Origin of the sequence: Mycolicibacterium parafortuitum, from assembly GCF_002086815.1 — a bacterium.
In the GTDB taxonomy this organism is placed as follows: domain Bacteria; phylum Actinomycetota; class Actinomycetes; order Mycobacteriales; family Mycobacteriaceae; genus Mycobacterium; species Mycobacterium parafortuitum.
The window spans coordinates 36,877-52,107 of sequence record NZ_MVID01000022.1 but is presented as its reverse complement, the minus strand read 5'-3'; the positions used below and the strand labels follow the sequence as shown (position 1 = coordinate 52,107).

The 15,231-nt window shown below is 68.2% G+C and carries 16 protein-coding genes, 1 tRNA gene and 1 pseudogene; 10 read left to right on the top strand and 8 right to left on the bottom strand.

Annotated elements, in window-relative coordinates:
- Positions 1-4: 4 nt before the first annotated feature.
- On the bottom strand, positions 5-2,230 hold the full coding sequence (locus tag BST38_RS20895; RefSeq protein ID WP_083145394.1) for an acyl-CoA dehydrogenase family protein: 2,226 nt from the start codon (positions 2,228-2,230) through the stop codon (positions 5-7).
- Positions 2,227-3,240, bottom strand: coding sequence for an NAD-dependent epimerase/dehydratase family protein (locus BST38_RS20890; protein ID WP_083145393.1), 1,014 nt, complete (start codon positions 3,238-3,240; stop codon positions 2,227-2,229). The genes BST38_RS20895 and BST38_RS20890 overlap by 4 nt, the downstream gene beginning before the upstream one ends.
- Positions 3,241-3,352: 112 nt before the next feature.
- Between BST38_RS20890 and BST38_RS20885 the strand changes: the two genes are divergently transcribed.
- The 3 genes from BST38_RS20885 to BST38_RS20875 are packed head-to-tail and all read left to right on the top strand — an operon-like array spanning position 3,353 to position 6,232.
- Positions 3,353-3,928: a TetR/AcrR family transcriptional regulator gene (locus BST38_RS20885; RefSeq protein WP_083145392.1), complete on the top strand. Its 576-nt coding sequence runs from the start codon at positions 3,353-3,355 to the stop codon at positions 3,926-3,928.
- 37 nt (positions 3,929-3,965) lie between these two features.
- Positions 3,966-4,412, top strand: coding sequence for an SRPBCC family protein (locus BST38_RS20880; RefSeq protein WP_083145391.1), 447 nt, complete (start codon positions 3,966-3,968; stop codon positions 4,410-4,412).
- Entirely contained in the window at positions 4,409-6,232 is a 1,824-nt protein-coding gene (locus tag BST38_RS20875; RefSeq protein ID WP_083145390.1) for a sulfatase-like hydrolase/transferase, read from the top strand. Before BST38_RS20880 ends, BST38_RS20875 begins: the two co-directional genes overlap by 4 nt.
- On the opposite strand, the gene BST38_RS20870 is transcribed toward BST38_RS20875, so the two are convergent.
- Complete coding sequence (locus tag BST38_RS20870) at positions 6,229-7,491, bottom strand: amidohydrolase family protein (protein ID WP_083145452.1); 1,263 nt, start codon at positions 7,489-7,491, stop codon at positions 6,229-6,231. The genes BST38_RS20875 and BST38_RS20870 overlap by 4 nt on opposite strands.
- Positions 7,492-7,527: 36 nt before the next feature.
- Between BST38_RS20870 and BST38_RS20865 the strand changes: the two genes are divergently transcribed.
- Positions 7,528-8,370: an AraC family transcriptional regulator gene (locus BST38_RS20865; protein ID WP_083145389.1), complete on the top strand. Its 843-nt coding sequence runs from the start codon at positions 7,528-7,530 to the stop codon at positions 8,368-8,370.
- An 11-nt stretch (positions 8,371-8,381) separates the two neighbouring features.
- On the opposite strand, the gene BST38_RS20860 is transcribed toward BST38_RS20865, so the two are convergent.
- Positions 8,382-8,999, bottom strand: a complete 618-nt coding sequence (locus tag BST38_RS20860; protein WP_237160862.1) for a TetR/AcrR family transcriptional regulator — start codon at positions 8,997-8,999, stop codon at positions 8,382-8,384.
- Between the two features lie 117 nt (positions 9,000-9,116).
- Here BST38_RS20860 and BST38_RS20855 point away from each other — a divergent pair, with 117 nt between their 5' ends.
- Positions 9,117-9,389, top strand: coding sequence for a WhiB family transcriptional regulator (locus BST38_RS20855; RefSeq protein ID WP_083145387.1), 273 nt, complete (start codon positions 9,117-9,119; stop codon positions 9,387-9,389).
- A 6-nt stretch (positions 9,390-9,395) separates the two neighbouring features.
- Here BST38_RS20855 and BST38_RS20850 read toward each other — a convergent pair whose 3' ends face one another.
- Positions 9,396-10,274: an alpha/beta fold hydrolase gene (locus tag BST38_RS20850; protein WP_083145386.1), complete on the bottom strand. Its 879-nt coding sequence runs from the start codon at positions 10,272-10,274 to the stop codon at positions 9,396-9,398.
- 159 nt (positions 10,275-10,433) lie between these two features.
- Between BST38_RS20850 and BST38_RS20845 the strand changes: the two genes are divergently transcribed.
- Positions 10,434-10,697, top strand: coding sequence for a hypothetical protein (locus BST38_RS20845; protein ID WP_083145385.1), 264 nt, complete (start codon positions 10,434-10,436; stop codon positions 10,695-10,697).
- A gap of 273 nt (positions 10,698-10,970) precedes the next feature.
- Positions 10,971-11,588, top strand: a complete 618-nt coding sequence (locus tag BST38_RS20840) for a hypothetical protein (protein WP_083145384.1) — start codon at positions 10,971-10,973, stop codon at positions 11,586-11,588.
- A 36-nt stretch (positions 11,589-11,624) separates the two neighbouring features.
- Here the strand turns inward: BST38_RS20840 and BST38_RS20835 are convergent.
- Positions 11,625-11,708: transfer RNA gene (locus BST38_RS20835), tRNA-Leu, on the bottom strand.
- Positions 11,709-11,870: 162 nt separating this feature from the next.
- Here BST38_RS20835 and BST38_RS20830 point away from each other — a divergent pair.
- The 3 genes and pseudogenes from BST38_RS20830 to BST38_RS20820 form a co-directional block, all read left to right on the top strand.
- Positions 11,871-12,281 carry a hypothetical protein gene (locus tag BST38_RS20830; RefSeq protein WP_083145383.1) on the top strand — a complete coding sequence of 137 codons (411 nt, stop codon included), beginning with the start codon at positions 11,871-11,873 and terminating at the stop codon, positions 12,279-12,281.
- The gene (locus BST38_RS20825) at positions 12,278-12,622 is read left to right on the top strand and encodes a DUF3817 domain-containing protein (RefSeq protein WP_083145382.1); all 345 of its coding nucleotides are present in this window, start codon (positions 12,278-12,280) and stop codon (positions 12,620-12,622) included. Before BST38_RS20830 ends, BST38_RS20825 begins: the two co-directional genes overlap by 4 nt.
- Before the next feature lie 52 nt (positions 12,623-12,674).
- A pseudogene (locus tag BST38_RS20820) lies at positions 12,675-13,811 on the top strand (acyltransferase family protein); the annotation flags it as partial.
- Here the strand turns inward: BST38_RS20820 and rdgB are convergent.
- On the bottom strand, positions 13,808-14,416 hold the full coding sequence (rdgB, locus tag BST38_RS20815) for an RdgB/HAM1 family non-canonical purine NTP pyrophosphatase (protein ID WP_083145451.1): 609 nt from the start codon (positions 14,414-14,416) through the stop codon (positions 13,808-13,810). The pseudogene BST38_RS20820 and the gene rdgB overlap by 4 nt on opposite strands.
- A complete protein-coding gene (gene rph, locus BST38_RS20810; protein ID WP_083145381.1) occupies positions 14,413-15,195 on the bottom strand; it encodes a ribonuclease PH in 783 nt (260 codons plus the stop codon). Before rph ends, rdgB begins: the two co-directional genes overlap by 4 nt.
- Between the last annotated feature and the right edge of the window lie 36 nt (positions 15,196-15,231).

The following is a 15,231-nucleotide window of genomic DNA, read 5'->3' as shown; positions in this document are numbered from 1 at the left end:
TCCTTCACTTGCGGGGCAGCCCGAGGATCATCTGGGCGATGATGTTGAGCTGGATCTCCTTGGTGCCGCCACCGATCAGTTCGGCGGGCAGGTGGAAGTAGGGTTCGACGATCGCCGGATCCGAGTCCTCGACCAGTCCTGCCGGTGCCGCCAGCTCCAGAACGGCCTTGAACGTGCGGCGCAGCATCACGTTCATCGCGACCTTGGCGATGCTCGACGCGGGTCCGGCGGCCTGACCGTCGAGCAGCCGTAGGACTTCGCGTACCGCAAGCACTTTGATGGCGTTGGCGAACGCGTCGGCCTCGCCGAGTGCGGTCAGCACGCGGCCGTGGTCCGGCCGGTCCTCGTCGGCGAGACGGCGCAGGATGGCGGCGCGGTCGAAGTTCACGTACCCGCTGATCGCGACGCGCTCCTGGGCCATCGTCGCGATGGCAAGGTTCCACCCGTCGGTCGGGCCGCCGAGGAGCAGCTCGTCGGGGACGAAGACGTCCCGCAGGAACACCTCGTTGAAGTGCGCCTCCCCGGTGGCCTGCCGGATCGGCTGCAGCTCGATGCCTTCGGAGCGCATATCGACGATGAAGTAGCCGATCCCGCGATGCTTGGCGGCGTCGGGGTCGGTGCGGGCCAGCAACGCACCGAAGTCGGCGGTATGCGCCGAGGACGTCCAGATCTTGTGGCCGTTGATCCGCCAGCCGCCCTCGACTTTGGTGGCGCGGGTGCTCAGTGCGGCCAGATCCGACCCGGCACCGGGTTCGCTGAACAGCTGGCACCAGCCGAGGTCGCCACGCTGGGTGGCTGGGATGAACCGTTCCTGGAGCTCGCGGGGTGCCGAGCTGATCAGGCTGGGCAGGATCCACTCCGAGATGCCCAGCGACGGCCGCACCAGCTCCGGCCGCTTGGCGAACTCCTCGTCGATGATCAGCTGCTGCAGCTGGGTCGCCGCCACACCCCAGGGCTCGGGCCAGTGCGGGGCGATCAATCCGGACTCGGCGAGCAGGGTGCGTTGCGGGCCGGTGGCGAGGTTCGGATAGTCACCCTGACGGCCCGGGGTGTCGTTGACCAGCGTGCGCGCCTCGTCGAGCACGGCGGCGACCTTCGCGCGGAAGTCCGCGTCGAGGTCGCCGAGTTTGACCGACACGTCGCGGGTCCGGGTGCGGGTCAGCTCGCCCAGCGCCTCGGCGAAGGCACCGGCGGGGCCGATCGACGCGGCCAGGCTGGTGGCCTTGCGCCAGTACAGGTGCAGGTCGTGCTCCCAGGTGTAGCCGATCGCGCCGAACATCATCAGCGCGTCGAACGCGAAATCCGGAGCGGGGGCGATGGCCATCAGCGCCGCACCCGAGGCCGCGATCCGGTGCTGCACGCGGTCCTCGAACAAAGACCGCACGGCGTCCCAGGCCGCCGATACGGCCAACTCGCTGTGCACCAGAAGCAGAGCGGCCTGGTGCTGCAACGCCTGGAAGGTGCCGATGGGCTTGCCGAACTGCTCGCGGGTGCGCAGGTGGTCGGTGACCGCCTGCACGCACCAGCGCATCGTCCCGGCGGCCGTCGCCGCGGCCAGCGCCACCGCCACGTCCCGGGCGTCTCCGTCGTCGATGTCCTTCAGCACGGTGTCGGCGGCGCACCGGTACCCGGTCAACCGCACCACCCCGGCGTCCACGGTCTTGTCGGTGCCTTCGCGCCGTTCGACGGCGCATTCCGGCCGGGACGGATCGAGGACGAACCAGGTGGTGCCGCCGTCCTGCGTCGTCGCGGCGGCGATGAGCACCTCGGCCGCGGTGACGCCGAGGGTGACGGGTGAGGTTCCGTCGATCGTCCAGCCGCCCTCGGCGGCGGTTGCACGGAAACCGTTGCCGGAAGGCAGGATCGCCGCGGCGGCCGCGCCGGCGCAGATCCGGCCCAGCACGTCGCGGACCAGTGGGACGTCACCGGCCAGCGCGGCGATCGCGCTCGCGGTCACGGTCTGCAGCACCGGGCCGGGCAGCAGCGCGATCGCGGCCGCCTCCAGCACACACGCCGCGTCGATCAGTGTGCCGCCCTGTCCGCCGACCTCCTCGGGCAGGTGTACGGCATGAAACCCGTTGGCGACGAACTCGTCCCACCACACCGGGAGTTCACCGGAGGCCAACGCGTCGAAAGACCCGCGGGTCTTGTCGACCGGCGCGTGGCGCGTCGCGAACTGGGCGACCGCCTCGGCGAGTTGCTGCTGTTCGGGCATCAGTCCGATCGTCATCGCGCCGCCCCGGATGCCTCGGTCCTGCGCTCGCGGAAGAAGCGAGCGGCCGCGACGATCGCGGCAGGCGTCGGCTGCGGATCCCAGCCGAGTTCACGGACCGCCTTGGAGTGGTCCAGCGGCGTCATGATGTGCATCAGCCGGATGTTGAGCGGGGTGAGCATGGTGTCCTTCTTGCGTAACCGCGCGACAGCGGCGCTGACCCGACTGGCGGCGGACAGTGCCCGGATCGGAACACGATATTTGGGCGGGGCGACACCGACTGCCGCACAGCCGATTTCATGAATCTCCCGAGTGCTCATGAACCGTTCGCTGACGATGTAGCGCTCCCCTGTCCGGCCGCGCTCACCGGCCAGGATCAGCGCGCGCGCCGCGTCCTCGACCCCGACCACCTCGGCGTCGTAACCCTCGATGGAGAACGGCAGCTTGCCGCGCACCGCGGCGGCCAGCATCCCGCCGTGCGGGGTGGGCAGGAAATCGCCGGGCCCGTAGGTGTTGGCGACACACATCGCCACCCCGGGCAGCGCCTTTTCGGCGCAGTAGCGCATCAGCAACTCCTCCGCCGCGACCCTGGACCGGATGTAGTCGCCGCCGGAGGCGGCCCAGTTGTGCTGGGTGCCCTCGTCGGCAAGTCCTCCGACGCGCAGCCCGATGGTGCCGATCGAACTGGTGAACACGAAGCGGTACAGGTCGGCGTCGGACGCGACGTCGAGCACGTTGCGCAGACCGTCGACGTTGGTGCGCCACAGCGGGCGCGGGTCACGCAGCCACGGCCGCGCGTCGACCACGCAGTAGTAGACGACGTCGCAGCCGTCCATCGCGGCGCGCAACGCCTCGGTGTCGAAGATGTCGCCGTAACGCACGTCGACGGGCAGCCCGTCGATGCCGCGGGTGGAGCTGGTGGTCCGGATCAGCACCCGGACGTCGCGCTCGCCCCGGGCGATGAGCTGTTTGGTGACATGGGAGCCGAGGAAGCCGCTGGCGCCGATCACCAGCTTGGTTCCGGCCATTGTGTTTTGCCCTCCGCCACCCGGTCAGACGAGACGCAACGTCTCGTCTTGTGGCACACTACGGGCGATGCGTCAGCGTGTAAAGCCGACAGGCTCCCCTCCGACGGTCCAGATGACCGCCGGAGGGGAGGCGCCGCGTCGGCGCAGCGAGAAGTCCCGGGTCGCGATCGTCGGCGCCACCCGCAAGCTGCTGATGGAACGCGGTTTCGACAAGCTCACCATCGAGGCGGTCGCCGCCCGTGCCGGTGTCGGCAAACAGACGATCTACCGCTGGTGGCCCAGCAGACATGCCCTCGTCGCCGACGTGATCCTTGAGGACGCGGACAAGATCCTGCGGCCCGTCGAGAACACCTCGGACCTCGAAGCCGACATGTGCGCGTGGGCCCTCGCGCTGGCCGGCGCGCTGACCACGGCACGGGGCAACGCGATGCTGCGGATTCTGACCATCGCCGGCTTGGAGCATCCCGACACCGAGGCGAGGCTGCGTGCCGGCTTCAGCGCACCGCTTCACGACAGTGTCCGGAACCGGCTTCGCGCTGCGGGATTCGGTGACGTTTCCGCCCAGGACGCGGCCGATGCGATCGTCGGCGGCATCGTGCACGCGATCCAGATGGAAGGACGGGCGTTCCCACCGCACCGCGCCGAGTCGCTGACCCGCATGGTCCTCGCGGGCGCCTCGGCGGGGTGACCTGACAAACACGGCGCGGACAGAGTTGGATGTACCCATGGCGGACGTCAGTCGTTCCCGGCGGATAGCCGCCGGCCCCGAGGCGATCTGGGCGGTGCTGGCCGACTTCGGATCGCTGAGCCGATGGGCCGACGGCGTCGATCATTCCTGCCTGCTCAACGCCGAGAAGGCCGGGCGCGGGGTGGGGCTGGCCCGCCGGGTGCAGGCAGACCGCGACGCCATCGTCGAGACGATCACCGTGTTCGATGCGCCCCGCCATCTCGCCTACGAGATCGAGGGCCTGCCCCGCGGGTTCGCCGTGACGAACCGGTGGGATCTGCGGCCGGACCGCGACGACACCACGACGGTGACGCTGACGAGCACCGTGACGACGCACCGCCGCCTGCTGCGGTCCGTTGCCGAACGTGCCCTCGCAGCACTGATGGCGCGGCGCTCGGACGCGCTGCTGCATTCGCTCGACCGCGCACTCGGAGGACAGCCATGACCGCCCAGCGACCCGACATCGTCATCGTGATGACCGACGAAGAACGGGCGACGCCGCCCTACGAGGACGACCGAGTTCTGGCGTGGCGCCGGGAAACACTCGGTGGCAGAAGATGGTTCGACGAACACGGGGTCAGCTTCGCCCGCCATTACACCGGGTCGCTGGCCTGCGTGCCGAGCCGGCCGACCATCTTCACCGGCCAGTACCCCGATCTGCACGGGGTCACCCAGACCGACGGCATCGGGAAATCGTATGACGACTCGCGGCTGCGGTGGCTGCGGCCCGGCGAGGTCCCGACACTCGGGAACTGGTTCCGCGCCGCCGGATACGACACCCACTACGACGGCAAGTGGCATATCTCCCACGCCGACCTCACCGACCCTGCCACCGGGAAGGCACTGGCGACCAACGACGACGACGGTGTGGTGGACGAGGCCGCGGTGCGCCGCTACCTCGACGCCGATCCGTTGGCGCCGTACGGGTTCTCCGGGTGGGTCGGTCCCGAACCGCACGGTGCCAGCCTGGCGAACGCGGGTATCCGCCGTGATCGGCTGATCGCCGACCGTGTCGTGGCGTGGCTGACCGCCCGCTACAGGGCCCGCGCCGCGGGAGATCCCGCCGCGCTCCGGCCGTTCCTGCTGGTCGCCAGCTTCGTCAATCCCCATGACATCGTGCTGTTTCCGGCCTGGGCGCGTCGCAACCCGGTTTCGCCGTCGCCCCTCGACCCTCCCCCGGTGCCGCCCGCGCCCACCGCGGACGAGGACCTGTCCACCAAACCGGCGGCCCAGATCGCATTCCGCGAGGCGTACTACTCCGGATACGGTCCCGCCCGATCGATCGAGAACACCTACCGGCGCAACGCCCAGCGCTACCGCGACCTGTACTACCGGCTGCACGCCGAGGTCGACGGTCCGATCGACCGCGTGCGCCGCGCGGTGACCGACGCGGCGGAGGCGGGTTCGCGCGACACCGTCCTCGTCCGGACGGCGGACCACGGCGACCTTCTCGGCGCCCACGGCGGGTTGCACCAGAAGTGGTTCAACCTCTACGACGAGGCCACCCGGGTTCCGTTCGTGATCGCCAGAGTCGGGCGTCACCCGTCGCAGGCGCGCACCGTGACCGCACCGACCTCGCACGTCGACCTCGTCCCGACCCTGTTGTCGGCGGCGGGCATCGATGCCGACGCGACCGCCGCGCAGCTGTCGCAGTCGTTCACCGAGGTGCATCCGTTGCCGGGCCGCGACCTGATGCCGATCGTCGACGGCGCCGACCCCGACGAGGTGCGCCCGGTGTACCTGATGACTCGGGACAACATGCTCGAAGGAGACACCGGCGCTTCGGGTCTGGCACGCCGACTCGGCCTGGTCTCCAGAGTTCCTGCGCCGCTGCGGATTCGGGTGCCCGCTCACACGGCCGCGAACTTCGAGGGCCTGGTGGTCCGCGTCGACGGAGCCGCGGCCGCCGGCGGCGCCGGCCATCTGTGGAAGCTGGTGCGCTCGTTCGATGACCCCGGCACGTGGACCGAGCCGGGAGTTCGCCACCTGGCCGCCGACGGCCTCGGCGGGCCGACCTACCGGCGCGATCCACTCGACGATCAGTGGGAACTCTACGACCTGACCGACGATCCGGCCGAGGCACTCAACCGCTGGCCCGACCCCGAACTGGACGAGTTACGCGCGTACCTGCGTACGCAACTCAAACATGTTCGCGCCGAATCGATCCCGGAGCGCAATCAGCCGTGGCCGTACGCCCGACGCACACCGCCGCAGCGCCCCGGCGGGCCACTGCGGCGGCTGCTCGGCCTCATAGGCGCGGACTAGGCTTTCGCGAGCTGCTTCTCGTTGTAGAGCCGCGCCCACTCCGCCCGCGGACGGATCGACACGTCGACATCAGTTGCCTTGGCGCGCAGGGCGCCTGCCGTAGCTTGTTCCCGGGACGTCAGCTTGAACGGATCCCAGCCGAAGAACCGGCACGAGTTCTCCCACGTGATCTTGTTGATGTCCGACACCGACGCCCCCGCCGCGTCGAGTTCGGCGAGCACCTGCTCGGGCGCGTCGGGCCAGAAGCAGTCCGAGTGCGGGTAGTCGCACTCCCACGCGATGATGTCGATGCCGATCTCGTGCCGAAGCTTCAAAGACGTCTTGTCGGTGACGTAGCAGGCCAGGGAGTGCTCGCGGAACACATCGGAGGGCAGCTTGTCACCGAAGTCGCGGCGCAGCCACTTCTGGTTCGTGTAGTGCCGGTCGCTGCGATCCAAATAGAAAGGAATCCAACCGATTCCCCCCTCGGAGAACGCGAACTTCAGATCCGGGTAGTTGCGCATCGCAGGACCCCACAACAGATCCTGGGCGCACATCGCCGACACCTGGGTGGCCAGGATGATGAGGTTGTCGATCGGCGCGTTGGGCGCCATGCTGATCGCGCCGAAACCGGTACCGATGTGCAGGCACATCACCACGTTCTCCTCCGAGAGCGTGCGGAACACCGGGCCCCAGTAGTCGTCGTCGTGGTAGCTCGGCAGTCCCTCCAGATGCGGAAGCTCGGGCATGGTCACCGCCCGGCAGCCCTTCGCCGCCACCCGGCGGATCTCGTTGCACATCCCCTCGGGAGTCCACGTCGGCAGGATCGCGATCGGGATGAACCGGTCCGGGTAGGAGCCCGCCCACTCGTCGATGTGCCAGTCGTTGTAGGCCGAGACCATCACCAGCGTCACGTCCTCGCGCGTCATGTTGAGGTGGCGTGCCGAGAAGCCGGTGAACGTCGGGAAGCACATCGAGGCCAGGATGCCGTTGCGATTCATGTCGCGGACGCGTTCGTGCACGTCGTAGACGCCCGGGCGCATTTCGGCGAAACCCGCCGGATCGCGGCCCCATTCCTCGGCGGGCCAGGACACCACGGCGTTGAGGCCGCTGACACCCTGCGGCCGGCCCTGGTACATCCACTGGTCGACACCCTTCTCATCGGTGACGACGATGGGTGCCTCGTCCTTGTACTTCTCGGGCACGTGACGCAGGAACATGTCCGGTGGCTCCACCACGTGGTCGTCGATGCTCACCAAGATCAGGTCGTCAGGGCGCATGGTTTCGCTCATATCCAAGTAGTACCGTCTCCCGACATGACCGTCTCTGCGTCTTCGGACAGGATCTTGTCCGAATCGGCCAAGGTTCACGCGAGTCGGGTGATCGACCTACGCCGAGGCGGACACGCACTGGGCGGCAGCTATCTCTACGAGGGCGACGCGCTGATCACCGGCTGGCACTCGCACGACGTACACCAGATCGAATACGCGCTGCACGGCGTCGTCGAGGTGCAGACCCGGTCGGCCCACTACCTTCTGCCGCCGCAGCAGGCGGCCTGGATACCGGCCGGCCTGGCACACCAGGCCGTGATGAATCCCGACGTCAAAACCGTGGCGGTGATGTTCGACCGCACCCTGATCCCCGACGCCGGCGACCGGGCCCGGATCCTGGCGGTGTCGCCACTGATCCGGGAGATGATGATCTACGCCCTGCGCTGGCACATCGAACGTGCGCGCGGCGACGAGACATCCGACGGGTTCTTCCGCACGTTGGCGGCGCTGGTGACCGAGGCGCTCGACCACGAGGCACCGCTGAGCCTGCCGACCTCGGACAACCCGATCGTCGCCGCGGCGATGGACTACACCAAGAACCACCTCGGCACGGTGACCTGCGAGGAGGTCAGTCGCGCGGTGTCGGTGTCGGAGCGCACGCTGCGCCGGCTGTTCGCCGATTCTCTCGGATTACCTTGGCGCACATACCTTCTGAATGCCCGGATGCTGCGCGCGATGGCGCTGCTTGCGGCGCCGTCGCAATCGGTGCAGGAGACCGCCACGGCGGTCGGATTCGACAGCGTCAGCTCGTTCACCCGCGCGTTCGCCCAGTTCTGCGGCGAAACCCCGTCGAGCTATCGCAAACGGGTCGCCGACGACGCAGACTGACCCGGCATCGGTCAGTCGTGGCGGAACAGTCCGTCGCGCAACAGGGCGTCCACGGCGCGCTGCCAACGCTCGAGTTGCTGCGGACTCATGAACGGCTGGGCGAGGTGCCGGTCGAGGTGCGGCCGCAGGCTGATGGCGCCGAGCGCGAGCACGAGCCCGTTGATCGCGGCCCAGGTGACGTCGATGTCCGGGCGCACCTCGCCGCGGTCGATGCGCTGTTGCCAGCGGGCGATGCCGCTGGCGAGCAGGGTGTCGAAGATTCTCGCGCCGATCGGGCTGCCGTCGGCCAGCGCCCTACCCAGGTACGCCACGACGTCGGGTTCCTCGGAAAACATCGTGGTGATCCGGTTGCCGATCTCGGCGACGGAATCGACCGGCGGCTCCGACAGCGGCCGCGACATCATCGACACCACGAGTTTCATCACGTAGTCGTCGACCGCCTCGATCAGCCCCGCCTTGGTCGCGAAATGATGCTGAACCAATCCCAGAGAAACACCGGCCGCCGCGGCGACCCCGCGCATCGTGGTCGCGGCCGCACCGTGCTCGCCGAAGCTGTGTAAGGCCGCCGCGCGGATCCGCTCGAAATTTCGCGGAACCGCGACCCCCACCCGGGCTGACTCAGGTATCACACCCGTCACCGTAGACAACACCCTTCCCAATCGCGCCCCCATCCGGTTCGACAATACACATGTATTGTCCCTACGATACAAACGTATCGTGGCCGAACGGAAGGGAATGGGGGTCCGATGTATCCACTATCGATCGAAGAGGACCCGTGGGCCGCGCCGTGCACCCGTGATCCGGACCGGTGGACCACCACCGCGGACGACGGTGCCAAAGCGCTGTGTCGCGCCTGCCCTCGGCGTTGGCAATGCGCACGCGAAGCGTGTGTGACACCGGGCGCTGTGGGCCTGTGGGCAGGAATCGTGCTGCCCGAGGGCGGCCGCAACCGTCAGTTCGCGCTCAAGCAGCTGCGGTCGCTGGCCGAACGCAACGGATTCTCGGTCAGAAGGCGCTGACGCCGGTCAACTGATCGGTGTCTCGGGCCGTCGCCGGCTCGGTTGTTCCGTGATCGCGATGAAGTCGTCGAGAAGATCGACGACCACATCGGGGGTCTCGACGTGCGGGAAATGCCCCACTCCGTCGAGCACTTCGATCCGGCAACCGGGCCGGTGCTGATCGAGAGCGAAACCGTGGTCAACGGGGATGATGCGGTCCCGGTTGCCCCAGATCACCATCAGCGGCAACTCCGAAGTGAGGTGCAGCTTGTTGAGCGCACTGACCGCCTGCCCGCGGTAGTCCACCACCGAGCGCAGCGTGCGCAGGAACGCCTGGCGCGTCTGCGAATCCGCGAGCGACGAATAGGCACTCCACATCTCCGCCCCGCGCGGCGATCCGACGTTCGCCGCGGAGAACCACGACCGGAGCTTTTCGCCTGCCCGGATCAGCGGCGGCAGCGTGATGACGGGCAGCAGCAGCTCGGAGCCGGGCGCCGAGAGCAGTCGCAACGTCCATCCGACATCCTGGCCGAGCCCGCCGCTGCTGATCAGCACGAGTCGACGGCAATAGTCGGGATGCTGGTAGACGAATTGCATCGCGACCCCGCCACCGAGAGATTGACCGACGATGGTCACCGACGCGACTCCCAATTCGTCGAGCAGGTCTCGCAGCCACGCCGCGAAGGCTCCCAAGGAGTAATCACCCCGCGGCTTGGCCGATTGCCCGTGTCCGAGCAGGTCCGGTGCGATCACCCGATACCGCTTCGACAACTGCGGTATCACCGAGCGCCAGGTGTCGGAGCTGCCCGCCATGCCGTGCAGCAGCAACAACGTCTCATCGCCGGCACCGACGTCGAGGTATGCGACGCGGTCACCGTGGAGATCGAGATACCTCAGATCCGTCATGGCTACCGGATCCCCCGCTTCCCCGCTGACTACTCCACTTCCCCGCAGAGAGAGTCGTCACCCGGGCGACGCGATGAGACCGACACAATGAGATCGAGGTTTCGCGGATTTACCAGAGGGTAACTACGTCCCTGACCACCGCTTGCCCAGGAGGAAACCATGGCCGACAGGGCCGACATCGCGCCGAGCGCCGACGATCCGTTCAACGAGACCGTGGCGACGACCGGGCTGTTCCTCATCGTCACAGCGATCATCTCGCTGGCGTTCGCCCTGGCGAGCTGGGGGCTGGCCGAAACGTTGATCGCCGCATTTGCCGGTGCGGTTGCCCTGGTGAGCTTCACCGCGAGCATCCTGTGCTTCAAGACGCAGGCCAGCGAGGCCACGGTCACCGCCACCGATGCCCCGGGCATTGCTGCTTCTTGATCAACACGCGGTAACCACTGCACGAAATACCTGCTGACTGATCTCTGTAGATTGCGAGACCTGCCCGGGACGACGCAGAAAGCAACCTGAAGCACCAGGAAATCGTTGGCCCCAGAATCCCCTCCGTACACGCACGTCTGCGTAGTATTACGCCGTCGTCAATTTAGATGCGAGTGCAAATACGAGGAGCGGGGCCACCGTGCAGGTCCAGTCAGAGCGGCAGAGCGCCGCTGTGCGGTTCTCCCGGGTCGAGGTCGCGTGCGTCGAGGCCGCATGGATGTAGCAGGTCGCTACCTCGTCAACACCTCGGATCTTGACGACGCCGCCGCGGCCCTGGCCTGTTCCTACAGTCCGATGCGAATCTTTCCGGACACACAGGCGACCGCGAATCCCTGGATCCGAATCTGGCGCACCCGCGTCGGCCCGATGACCCTCGACGACGCCGAGATCAGCTCAGGCATTCATTACGAGATGGACGCCGCCCAGGGCGTGCTGCTATGCCGTGTCCGGGCGGGCACCGTCGACTTCAGCATCGGTGAGCACATCGCGACCTTTGGCCGCGGAGACCTGATCGCGGTGGTCGCCGACGGAATCGCCATGGCGGGCACCATGCGGCAGGCCCGACTCGACCTGATCACCTTTCACCGCACCCTCTGGGGTGAGGTCACCGCACAGCACGGTGACCGTCGCTTCAGCCATCCGCTGAGCCGCTTCGCCTCGCCGGTCAATCCGTCGGCCGGTCAGCAGGTGGTCGACGTCATCGACCACATCCGCAAGTTCGTGGCCAACAACCCGCTGGTGGCCCGTGAACCCCTCGTGGCGGGAAGCGCCGCACGCTATCTCGCGGCAACAATGCTGACAGCGTTCCCCAGCGCCGGCTTCACGGTCTGAGTCACTGAGTCTGATTGCACCACAAGATATCTGGAGTGCGGGCGGTGGGACTCGAACCCACATGTTCTTTCGAACACGGGCACCTAAAGCCCGCGCGTAAACCAATTTCGCCACGCCCGCAGTGGCTGCGATCGTACCAACCCGCCGGCCTGAGTCCTGTCGTAGCCTGAGGGCGGCAAGATCGGGGCGGCCGTGACGAGATCGTGTCGACCTGTCGCAAGGCCGCTCCCGCCCGTCCGGACGAGTTCATCGAACCGAAGGATCGCGCGGTACCGTTGAACCGTGTCCACTACACGGCGTAGGAGGCCGGCGCTCATCCTGTTGGTGATCGCCGCCGCTGCGGGCTGCCTCGCGCTCGCCTGGTGGCAGTGGAGCCGCTACGAGTCGACGACGGGCAGCTTCCAGAACCTCGGCTATGCGATGCAGTGGCCGCTGTTCGCCGGTTTCTGCGTGTACGCGTACTTCAAATTCGTGCGCTACGAGGAAGCCCCGCCCGAACTGCACCCGCCCGACGCCGTCACCGAGATCCCTGCCGAACTGCTCCCCCAGCGACCGACAACTCCGCCTCCGGGCGCCGGCGTGGACGACGATGACGCCGATCCCGCGCTGCGCGAGTACAACGCCTACCTGGCCGAGTTGGCCCGGGCCGACGACAAAGACACCACCCAGCAGACAAGAGGAACCGGCACGTGACCGCACCCGAATCCCCCACTCCGCTCACCCCTGTCGAATCGATCCGCAAAGCGCTCACCGGGTATCGCGTACTGGCCTGGGCGACCGGCCTGTGGCTGATCGCGCTCTGCTACGAGATGGTGATGAAGTACGGGTTCAACGACGATTCGCTGGGCTGGATCGCGGTCGTGCACGGCTGGGTGTACTTCGTCTACCTGCTCTTCACCGCCAACCTCGCGGTGAAAGTCCGCTGGCCGATCGCCAAGACGGTCGGGGTGCTGCTGGCGGGCACCATCCCGCTGGTCGGCATCATCGTCGAGCATTTCCAGACCCAGCGCATCAAGGAGCAGTTCGGCGTCTAGCCCGTCGCCGAGACGGTCTCCACCCCGCCGACGCTGACTACACTCGGTGCCGATGTCAGCCAGCCCCGGTGTGCGCTGCGGCGCCGCGCGGGCGGGGCTGCCGAACGCCGCACCCTCCCGCGATCCGGCGCTCGCCGGGCTCCGCGCGATCGCGGCGCTCTTCGTCGTCGCCACCCACGCCGCATTCGCGACGGGCTACCTCAATCACGGCTACCTCGGCACGATGTACTCGCGGCTCGAGATCGGGGTGGCGATCTTCTTCGTCCTCAGCGGATTCCTGCTGTTCCGACCCTGGGTCCGCGCCGCCGCGGACGGCACCGCACCGCCGTCCGTACGCCGGTACGGACGGCGCAGACTCCGCCGCATCCTGCCCGCCTACCTGGTGGTGGTGATCGCGGTGTTCGAGATCTACACCGTGTTCACGCCGGGACCTAACCCCGGGCAGACGTGGTCCGGACTGCTGCGCCACCTCACGTTCACCCAGATCTACGCCGAGGACTACCTGGCCACCACGCTGCACCTCGGCCTGTCGCAGATGTGGAGCCTGGCCGTGGAGGTGTCCTTCTACGTCGTGCTGCCGGCGCTCGCGTTCGTCATCCTGCGCGTGCTGTGCCTGGGGCGGTGGCAGCCGCGCCGCGCGCTGGCCGGGATCGCGCTGTTGGCCGCGGTGTCACCCGCATGGCTGTTCGTGGTGACGGCCACCGAGGTGTTGCCGAACTCCGCCGGGATGTGGCTGCCGGCGCACCTGGTGTGGTTCGCCGGCGGCATGGCGCTCGCCGTACTGGAGGCGATGGGCAAACGCTGCGCGGCCATCGTCGCGGTCCCGGTCGCGTGCGCGTTGTATCTGGTGGTGTCCACTGCGGTGGGCGGCACCTTCGCCGGGCCCGATCCGATGTGGGCGCCGGTGGCGAAGTCGCTGCTCTATGCGGTGATCGCGACACTGGCCGTGGCGCCGGCGGCACTGGCCAACCGCGACTCCTACACGCGAGTGCTGGGCAGCAGGCCGATGGTGTGGCTCGGCGAGATCTCCTACGAGATCTTCCTGGTGCACGTCGTGGTGATGGCCGTGACGATGGACATCGTGCTGCGTTGGCCGCTGTTCACCGGTTCCATGCCCGGGCTGATCGCCGCGACGCTGGCGCTGACCGTCCCGGCGGCGTGGCTGCTCAACCGGGTCAGCGCACCTCAGGCCAGTGCGCGTAAAGCCGGCAGCAGCGCCGCGAGCGCCCGTCCGCGATGCGACGCGGCATCCTTCTCGGCCGGGGTGAGCTCGGCCGCCGTCCGCTCCGAACCGTCGGGCAGGAACACCGGGTCGTAACCGAACCCGCCGTCACCGCGGGGTTCACGCACGATGGCACCTCGCCACTCACCACGCACCACCGTCGCGTCGGCATCGCCGGTACCGCGCACCAGCGCACACGCCGACACGAACGCCGCGCCGCGCCGGTCGTCGGGGACGTCGCCCAGCTGACCCAGCAGCAGCGCGGTGTTCGCCGAGTCGTCGCCGTGCCTACCGGACCACCGTGCACTGAGCACACCGGGCATCCCGTTGAGGGCGTCGACCTCGAGCCCGGAATCGTCGGCAACCGCGGGCAACCCGGTTGCGGCGAACGCGTCCCGCGCCTTGGCCAGCGCGTTGTCCTCGAACGTCGCCCCGGTCTCGGGGGCCTCGTCGAACGCGGGCACGTCGTCGAGGGACAGCAGCGTCAGTCCCGACAATCCCGCCGCGTCGAGCACGCGACGCAACTCGGCGAGCTTCTTCGGGTTGCGGGACGCGACGAGGAGCCGGCTCAGCTTCCGAACGCTTTCTTCGCGGGCTCGCTGGACTCGGGCAGCGTCCCGGGATACGGCAGTTCCAGCGCCTTGCGCTGAATCTCGAAGAGTTCGTCGCAGGCCGCCATCGCGGCGTCGAGCATCTTGTCCAGAGTCGAGCGTGGGAACGTCGCCCCTTCGCCGGTGCCCTGGATCTCGACCAGCGTCCCGGTATCGGTGGCGACGACGTTCATGTCGACCTCGGCGCGTGAATCCTCGCTGTAGGGCAGGTCGACGCGGACGCGTCCGTCGACCACGCCGACGCTGACCGCGGCGATCGCACACGACAAGGGCCGCGGATCCGACAGCCTGCCCGCCGCACCGAGGTACGTCACCGCGTCCGACAGCGCGACGAACGCGCCCGTGATCGCGGCGGTCCGGGTGCCGCCGTCGGCCTGCAGCACGTCGCAGTCGATCGCGATGGTGTTCTCCCCCAGCGCCGCCAGGTCGATGCAGGCCCGCAGCGAGCGGCCGACCAGCCTGCTGATCTCCTGGGTCCGGCCACCGACACGGCCCTTGACCGATTCCCGGTCGGACCGGTCGTGGGTGGCTGCCGGCAGCATCGCGTACTCCGCGGTGAGCCAACCCTGCCCTGAGCCCTTGCGCCAGCGGGGCACGCCCTCGGTCACGCTGGCGGTGCACATCACCCGGGTCTGGCCGAATTCCACCAGCACCGACCCCGCCGGATGCGTGGTGAAACCGCGGGTGATGCTGACTGGGCGCAATTCGTCGTCGAGCCGGCCGTCTTCTCGTCTTGACACGTGGCCAACCCTAACCGGTCACTCGGACACCGCTAC

What these genes read in the sequence shown, in the direction of transcription:
- BST38_RS20880 (WP_083145391.1), top strand. Translation starts at nt 3,966, where the DNA reads ATGGCGGACGTCAGTCGTTCCCGGCGGATAGCCGCCGGCCCCGAGGCG.
- BST38_RS20890 (WP_083145393.1), bottom strand. Translation starts at nt 3,240, where the DNA reads ATGGCCGGAACCAAGCTGGTGATCGGCGCCAGCGGCTTCCTCGGCTCC.
- BST38_RS20845 (WP_083145385.1), top strand. Translation starts at nt 10,434, where the DNA reads ATGGCCGACAGGGCCGACATCGCGCCGAGCGCCGACGATCCGTTCAAC.
- BST38_RS20850 (WP_083145386.1), bottom strand. Translation starts at nt 10,274, where the DNA reads ATGACGGATCTGAGGTATCTCGATCTCCACGGTGACCGCGTCGCATAC.
- BST38_RS20840 (WP_083145384.1), top strand. Translation starts at nt 10,971, where the DNA reads ATGGATGTAGCAGGTCGCTACCTCGTCAACACCTCGGATCTTGACGAC.
- BST38_RS20865 (WP_083145389.1), top strand. Translation starts at nt 7,528, where the DNA reads ATGACCGTCTCTGCGTCTTCGGACAGGATCTTGTCCGAATCGGCCAAG.
- BST38_RS20895 (WP_083145394.1), bottom strand. Translation starts at nt 2,230, where the DNA reads ATGACGATCGGACTGATGCCCGAACAGCAGCAACTCGCCGAGGCGGTC.
- BST38_RS20870 (WP_083145452.1), bottom strand. Translation starts at nt 7,491, where the DNA reads ATGCGCCCTGACGACCTGATCTTGGTGAGCATCGACGACCACGTGGTG.
- BST38_RS20885 (WP_083145392.1), top strand. Translation starts at nt 3,353, where the DNA reads ATGACCGCCGGAGGGGAGGCGCCGCGTCGGCGCAGCGAGAAGTCCCGG.
- BST38_RS20855 (WP_083145387.1), top strand. Translation starts at nt 9,117, where the DNA reads ATGTATCCACTATCGATCGAAGAGGACCCGTGGGCCGCGCCGTGCACC.
- BST38_RS20875 (WP_083145390.1), top strand. Translation starts at nt 4,409, where the DNA reads ATGACCGCCCAGCGACCCGACATCGTCATCGTGATGACCGACGAAGAA.